Here is a 7328-nt window from a genome sequence, read left to right as displayed (position 1 = left end):
CTACTGCACATGATGGTTTCATTAGTATACTTTTATCATTGATAATGAATTCTTCAACACTTATTACGGAAATATGACCTCCATTCCAAACTCATCCACAAGAGGGCCATGGGTTTGGTTATAAAGCAGCAACTCATTCTTCGCCTTTTGAGAAAGATAACGGGAGTCTTGCGGATAGGGGTAAGAATTCCAATCGGTTTTGCCCGTAACTGCCAGTAAAAATTTAAATTTCACCACAGAATAAGTTCCAAAATAAGATGCCCAAACCGCATCCCAGATCGTAGGTTTAGACAACACATCCGAGATGGATATCTTATACCTCAGCTGATTGGCAAACCCAAGTTTGAAATCTGCATTTTCTTTAATATCCAGAATAACATTTACCAAACTATCCTTCAGACCTGGCTTCCGGTAAACATATACAGGTACTGTTGCGATAAATTGATTAGCCTTTACCACAGCCGGCCCCACTTTATAATGGTAGCCAGCCTTCGCAGTAGCCCCATCTCTCGGTTCCAGGCGGATCTGACGATCTTGTGGAACAGCATTCCCAATAATCCGGTAAGTGATTAAAATCGTATCAGTAACTTTCGCATCCGGAGAGGTTGCAAAAGTAAAAACAGTACTGTCTGGCAGAGCCGTTACATATACAGCTCCAGGTTCATTAAATAATAGTTCTTTATCCCTTTTGCAGGATAAAAAAGCCAGCGTGATGAAACACATCACCAGGCTCCTTTTAAGAATCAGTTTCATAATCATTTCTTATTTAATTTCCCGATGTACCAAACTCCAGTTCGGCATCAGGCAAAGGAAAAATGTAATTGTCTTTAACCATTGGATTAGCCGCGCCATCTGGAATATTCACCATATTTTTACGTTTAAAATAAAACCACAGCTGTCCTTCTGCATAAAACTCCTTACGATATTCCAGCAGAATCTCATTTTCAAAAGCTTCACGTGTAGCCGGAACTGCCAGCGCGGGAATTAAGCGATTAACCCTCACTGTATTCAGGTACCCTATTCCTTCGTCCATAGTCGGTGCACATTCTGCAGCAATATAATAGAGCTCTGCCAAGCGGATTACTGGAATGATTCTTTGTTTCACATTCGAAGCATTATCACTCCAGTATTTCTTGGTATAAACAATGGCAGTAGTCACCTCACTCCAAAGATTCTTTGAGGCCCCCGGCCTGCGGATATCCGTTCCATAGCCAACCAAAGAAGCCTGGAACATCGCATCCAGTTTTGTCCTGGTAGACCACAGATCGGAAACCTCTCCTGTAGGTGTTGTATTCTTAAATACATCATCCGCCACCACCTTTAAGCCAGAAACATAAATAGAAAACACATGTTCGGAACTAAAGGTCAGATCAGAAGTCAAAGCCGTAGCATCTACATTTAACGCAGAGGGCACCACAAAAGAAAATTTCTGGCTGTTGATCACATCACTGGCGTACTTTAGCGCATTTACTTTATCCCCTTTGAACAAATACAACCTGGCCAGCGTTGCCTTTACCGCCCAATAATTCAAATGATTCTGACGAAACTGAAGAAATAAATCCGCACTGGTGCTTCCCTGGTTACCAGAAATTTGATCGATACTCTGGTTTACAGACAATAAAACCTCAGCAGCTTTAAGATCTGCTTCACATAAATCTAAAACCGCCCCCAAACTTAACCTCGTCTGTGGCTTTACGGTAAATTCCTTCATATATGCAATAGAAGTAGTGCCCGCATTTGCACCATCGGCATAACGTTCAGAAAATAAACGTGCCAAATCAAAATGCAGGAAGCCGCGCATTCCCAGGGCTTCCCCCTTAATGATGCTTCTGCTCGTTTCGTCCAATACGCTTCCACTATTGTCTATATTCTTCAGTATATAATTTGCCTGCGCAACTGAACCATAAACATTCGTAAAAACAGCATCAGTCAATGCCTTTACATCAGCATCTTTGTAATTATAGTGTGCAAGCTTATAGTAGAGCGAGGTAGACAATGTTTTATTCTCGTAACGCTGTGCCAGAATATCCAACAAGCCAAAGGTCAGGTTTCTTCCATACCCCGATGTTTTTGCCGCATTTTGGTAAATTCCAAATAATGCATCTGTATAACCCTGCTTAGAACTAAACTGAACCCCTTCTTTCACTTGCGTTGTAGGATTTACATCCAGCCATTTCTTGCAGGAAGCAAGCAACAGCAGCAGGCCAAACAGGCAAACTGGAAAAAATTGTTTAATAGGTTTCATCACTATATAATTTTGTTTCTTGTGAACATTGAACATGTATGGATTTTTTAGAAAGTAGTTTGCAACTGCAATGTAAAAGAACGGCTGAACGGATAGTCCAAACCACGTTCCCGTTTAATACTGGCCAGCCGGAACAGTTCACTACTGAATAAGGTGATCTTGGTATTTTGAAGACCAATCCGTTTATTGAACTTATCCGAAAAACGATAATAAACAGAAGCACTTTCTCCTGTAATAAAATTATTCCGCTGAACAAACCTGGAAGTTGCATAGGTAATTGCAGGCGTAGCATTATTTCTGTAGTCAAGAATCCCCCTGTAAAAAGCAATATCACCAGGTGCCTGCCAGCGTTGCTCCGCCACGCGTCGATCAACATTATACATCCCAACGTTTACATTTTCCACACGGTCAACCAGCGTTTGATTATAGGCATCTCCGCCAAAATTAAACCGGAAATACACATTAAAACCAATACCATTCAACTCCATATTGGTTCCAAATGTCCCCGACAATGTTGGTGTAGCATCGCCCACAATTACCTGGTCGGCAGGATCATAATTTGTTGTTATGGTACCATCTCTCTTCCGGAAAAGCTCCAGCCCTGAAGCAGGATCTATGCCCAACGACTGTACTGCCCAAATTACATTTACAGACTGTCCTTCTGCATAACGCGGCAAAGGTGTACTCGATCTGGTCGTATTAGCTCTTTTGTTTAATGCCTCAATCGTTGAAGATATCTTTTCAATTTTATTAGTGACATGAAAAACATTGGCAAATACAGACAGGTTATTTCTACTCCTGGGATTAGCAATGATGTTGTACCGACCATAAAGCTCATAGCCCTTATTGACCACATCTCCCATGTTATCGTAATAACCAGTAAATCCTGTAGAAGGGGCACTCGAAATAAATGCAATACTCCCCTTGGTACGTTCAATAAAATAGTTGGCATTTAATGTAAACTTATTAAACAAGGTTAAGTCCAAGCCCACATTATGTTTCAAAGTTTTCTGCCAGGCCAGGGCCGAATTTCCGAACCCCAATAAATAGGAAGCAATCACCCCACGGTATTCCCTATCCGTATAATATTGACTCGTTGTGATGCCCTTATAACTTTCAAAGCTTTCAGAACCAGTGGTTCCAAGCGTATAGCGCAACCTCAGTTCATTAATCGCTGTATTTCCTTTAAGAAAGTGCTCATTTTGTACATTCCATCCTGCTCCAAGAGACCAGAACGGAGCAAAACGCCTGTCAGAACCGAATAACGATGAACCATCCAAACGGTAAGTCGCATCAAACAAATACCGATTATCATAAGAATAAGCCATCCTGGCCAGTGTACCAACCGATCTCGATAAACTCTCTGTTCCCGTCGGTTTACCTCCAGCTGGATATTGATTACCAAGAATAAGCTGATCTAAATTTGGATTGGGGAAACCCTGCACCTGAATGGACTGCGTATTGTACGAATTCTCCTTTACATTGAGCGTAGCAGAAGCAGACAGAAAATTCTTTCCGAAAGACCGGTTGGCCTCTCCAGTTAAAAATCCTTCAATCCGCTGCATACTCCCGTTGCCCTTGGTATAAGAGCCTTTTTCAAAAGTAGCTACATTGGCAAAAGAGCTGTGCTGTGCAGGTAAAAAGATATCGGACTCATCAGATTGCTGTGCATAAGACAAACGACCAGTTATTCTAAGCCAGTCCTTAGCTTGCCATCTGGTCTCAAAATTATTGGTAATCCCTCTGAAGCTGGTTTGATCCGTGATATTTAGCGAAGCATTATACAATGGGTTCACCGGACGTCCCACATAACCATTTAGATTATCATAACTATCCATCGAAGTCACCCTGTTCCCCGTTTGAGGGTCTATTACCTCCTCCAGATAAACTTTCAGATTACCACTGGCATCATAAGGAGTCCAGTAGGGATTTAGCCTGGTATATTGTGTAAAAGATCCGTAAGGAGAATTGTTTGCTTTATTGAAATTAAGAGTCAGGTCATTTCTGAACTGAAAATTATTCAAACGGTAGGATAAAAAAGAGTTAGCCGTTGTTGTCTTCCGGTCAGAACCTTTCATTACACCCGATTTCTGATCATAGGTTAAACTCAAACCATAAGTAATCGCATCAGCACCACCCTCAACATAAATATTATGTTTCTGCCCTATACCTGATCTTAAAGGCTTTGAGATCCAGTCTGTATTTATACCCTGATTCACCGCGTTCAATCTGGAAGAACGGACCAGGTCCAGTGCATTCTGGGTGGTATTAAAAGAATTTTTAAAAATATTGGAACGATCTTCAAGGTCAAATTTCTCTCTGGCATTTAACAGATCATAACCAGAAAGATCTGGTGCTTCAATAGTTACATTTGCGTTGTAAGAAAACCTTAATTTGCCATTTGCAGGCCGGATCTGCTCTATAACAACAACCCCGTTTGCCCCACGCGAACCATAAATTGCAGTTGCACCCGCGTCCTTCAAAATCGTCACACTTGCAACACGATTCATATCCAGGTCATTTACCCGCTGTAAAGTCGTTTCAAAGCCATCCAGAATAAACAAGGGTGCATTTGGTGCAGGCTGATAATTAAAAGGATCATTTTGTCCGTTTTGCCTGATGTCTACCAATGTATTTCCACCCCGCAAAACCACATCCGGCAAAACATTCGGATTAGATCCAAAATTCAGATTTTCCGGTATCTGAAAAGAGGGATCCAGAGATTTCAGTGCAGTAAGCACATTATTGTTTGACACCTTAGATAACTCCTGTGCGCTAAAAGTTCGCTCAGCACCCGTAAATGTAGATTTTGATTGAGAAAAAATACCTGTGACCACAACATTGCTCAATGCCTGTGAAGATTCTTTCAGCCTGATCTCCATCACTTTTCTATTGACCACGACCTCTTGATTCTCATAGCCCACATAACTCACCAGTAATACAGCACCTACAGCTGCCGTTAATTTGAAATTTCCGCGGGAATCCGTGATGATGCGGAGGGTAGAATTCTTTACCCGAATAGTTACCCCTGCAATCCTGTCCCTGGTTTGCTCATCATAGACAACTCCCGTAACCACAGAATCGGCCAATACCGGATATACCGGCAATTCCTTCTTTTTGATGACTACAATTTTGTTGTCAATCGTATACGTTAAAGACTGATCCATAAGGCATTGCTGTAAAGCTTGCTCAATAGTAGCATTCCTTACCTGCAGATCTATCCCTTTTACATGACGGACCAGGTCCTGGTTATAAAAAAAATCATAACCACTTTGAGACCTGATCTTTTTCAATATTCTTTCGAGAGGCGCATTCTTTTCATTGATACTTATATTCTGCGCAAAACTAATGGATGCTTTTACCTGCAGAATAGTTATCATAGATATGACAACAATTAACTTCATAATGAGCAGGAATTTAAGGGCATAGCCAGGAGGCCTACCTAATTTCTTGGTAAAATTTTTATACATTTGAGTTGGTTGGTTTATACGATATGCTCTCTTTTCGCAATTAGCAGCAATCGTTTCAGTTGATAATCTTCAAAACTTAGAATCTGACTCCAATCTTAGCCGGGTATGTTTACAGCATTCCCGGCATTTTAAGGATCCCATTTAAGTAGCTTATTTCGTCATAATGATCCTCCTTCCTTCCACTTTACATTTCACATCTCCGGTTAATTCCATCATCTTAATCACTGCCGAGATATCCTTTGAACGAGATACCTGCCCGCTAAAATGAAGGTTTTCCGTATTTAAGCGCAATTCAAATTCCACATCATACCACCTTGAAATCATCCTGAGTACAGATGACAGATCCTGATCCTGAAAATCAAAATCGCCATTCTTCCAGGCAGTTTCCACTCCAGTATCCACCGAAACAATACGCATGGTCTTTCCGTCAAAAACAGACTGGTGATTTGGCGTTAGTTTATATTTATAATTCACACTCACCGCACCTTCTACAAGTGTCGTTTTAACATTAGGTTCATCAGCATAGGCATTTATATTGAAATGCGTTCCAAAAACCTCCACAATCTGGTTTCTACCAACATTCGGTCTTGGTAAAGGCAAGGCAAACACTTTAAAGGGTCTGGCCCTGTCTTTTGCAACTTCGAAATAAGCCTCTCCGGTAAGGGTAACTACCCTGTCTTTCTTTGCCTCAAATGAAGCGGGATAAGTTAAAGACGATGCAGCATTCAGGTAAACCCTCGTTCCATCAGGAAGCAGGATCTGGTATTGCCCACCTTTGGGCGTTTCAATCGTATTAAAAGCATCCGCCGCGCCCGGCACATCATCTTTCGGGCGCATATTATAAATCAATTGGCCATCCCTCGTTTTAATAATGCTGATTCCAGCTTGATTCGCAATTTTCCCGTTTAGGGCATCTGTCAAAGAAATCTTTTGACCATTAGCCAAAGTTAAAACAGCCTTATTTCCACCAGGAGATATAATTTCAGAACTTTTTGCAAAGCGACTACTCTTATTCCCTTTATTAAAGTAGAAAAACAACACAGAAAATAAACTAATGAAAATCACAGCCGCAGCAACCGCTTTATACCAAAAGTACCAGTCCGTTTTCTTTACCTTTACATCCTCTTTTGTAATATTATGCAGGATATAGGCTTGCAGGCGATTTTCTAATTCAGATTCAGATTCCTCACCATACACATCCATCCGGGTATCATCAAAAGAATTGTACCAAGCATCAAAGTCAATTTTCTCTTTTTCAGAAATAGATCCCGAAAGCCACTTTTTGGCCGATAAAAACAAATAAGAAGGTATATCCGAAAAGGGCATAGTCAGGCTATTTATAGTATAGCCGTTTAAAACATTCAAATCCCTTAGTCTGAATTAATTTATTTTAAAAATAAATAAACATAACCACCGAAAATAACTTACCAAAAGACTGTTTTAATGTTTTTCTGGCCTTAGAAAGATGAGCCTCAACTGTTTTCTCAGAAATCTGGAGTTCTTTGGCAATTTCTTTCTGAGAATAGCCATTTTCATGCTTTAGTTTAAACACGAGCTGACATTTTTCCGGAAGAGACTGAATTGTGAGTTGTAATTTTTGCTGAAGCTCCATC

5 protein-coding genes are annotated in these 7328 nt (G+C 40.7%); all 5 read right to left on the bottom strand.

All coding sequences use genetic code 11. The features are described 5' to 3' along the window. Positions 1-63: 63 nt before the first annotated feature. The gene (locus DBR11_RS17420; RefSeq protein ID WP_158275313.1) at positions 64-753 is read right to left on the bottom strand and encodes a DUF4843 domain-containing protein; all 690 of its coding nucleotides are present in this window, start codon (positions 751-753) and stop codon (positions 64-66) included. 13 nt (positions 754-766) lie between these two features. Continuing rightward, on the bottom strand, positions 767-2245 hold the full coding sequence (locus tag DBR11_RS17415) for a RagB/SusD family nutrient uptake outer membrane protein (protein ID WP_158275312.1): 1479 nt from the start codon (positions 2243-2245) through the stop codon (positions 767-769). A gap of 47 nt (positions 2246-2292) precedes the next feature. After that, positions 2293-5649, bottom strand: coding sequence for a SusC/RagA family TonB-linked outer membrane protein (locus DBR11_RS17410; RefSeq protein ID WP_158275311.1), 3357 nt, complete (start codon positions 5647-5649; stop codon positions 2293-2295). A 216-nt stretch (positions 5650-5865) separates the two neighbouring features. Continuing rightward, complete coding sequence (locus tag DBR11_RS17405) at positions 5866-7041, bottom strand: FecR family protein (RefSeq protein WP_108553921.1); 1176 nt, start codon at positions 7039-7041, stop codon at positions 5866-5868. A 64-nt stretch (positions 7042-7105) separates the two neighbouring features. After that, positions 7106-7328: RNA polymerase sigma factor (locus DBR11_RS17400; RefSeq protein WP_146186571.1), on the bottom strand; the 223-nt coding region annotated here is incomplete at its 5' end.

This window comes from Pedobacter sp. HMWF019, from assembly GCF_003061025.1.
In the GTDB taxonomy this organism is placed as follows: domain Bacteria; phylum Bacteroidota; class Bacteroidia; order Sphingobacteriales; family Sphingobacteriaceae; genus Pedobacter.
Note: the sequence above shows the minus strand (reverse complement) of the source record. Positions and strands in the feature narration are given on the sequence as shown.

Bases quoted from the DNA above. Each gene is read 5' to 3' on its own strand.
- DBR11_RS17420 (WP_158275313.1), bottom strand. From the start codon at position 753: ATGAAACTGATTCTTAAAAGGAGCCTGGTGATGTGTTTCATCACGCTG.
- DBR11_RS17415 (WP_158275312.1), bottom strand. From the start codon at position 2,245: ATGAAACCTATTAAACAATTTTTTCCAGTTTGCCTGTTTGGCCTGCTG.
- DBR11_RS17410 (WP_158275311.1), bottom strand. From the start codon at position 5,649: ATGAAGTTAATTGTTGTCATATCTATGATAACTATTCTGCAGGTAAAA.
- DBR11_RS17405 (WP_108553921.1), bottom strand. From the start codon at position 7,041: ATGCCCTTTTCGGATATACCTTCTTATTTGTTTTTATCGGCCAAAAAG.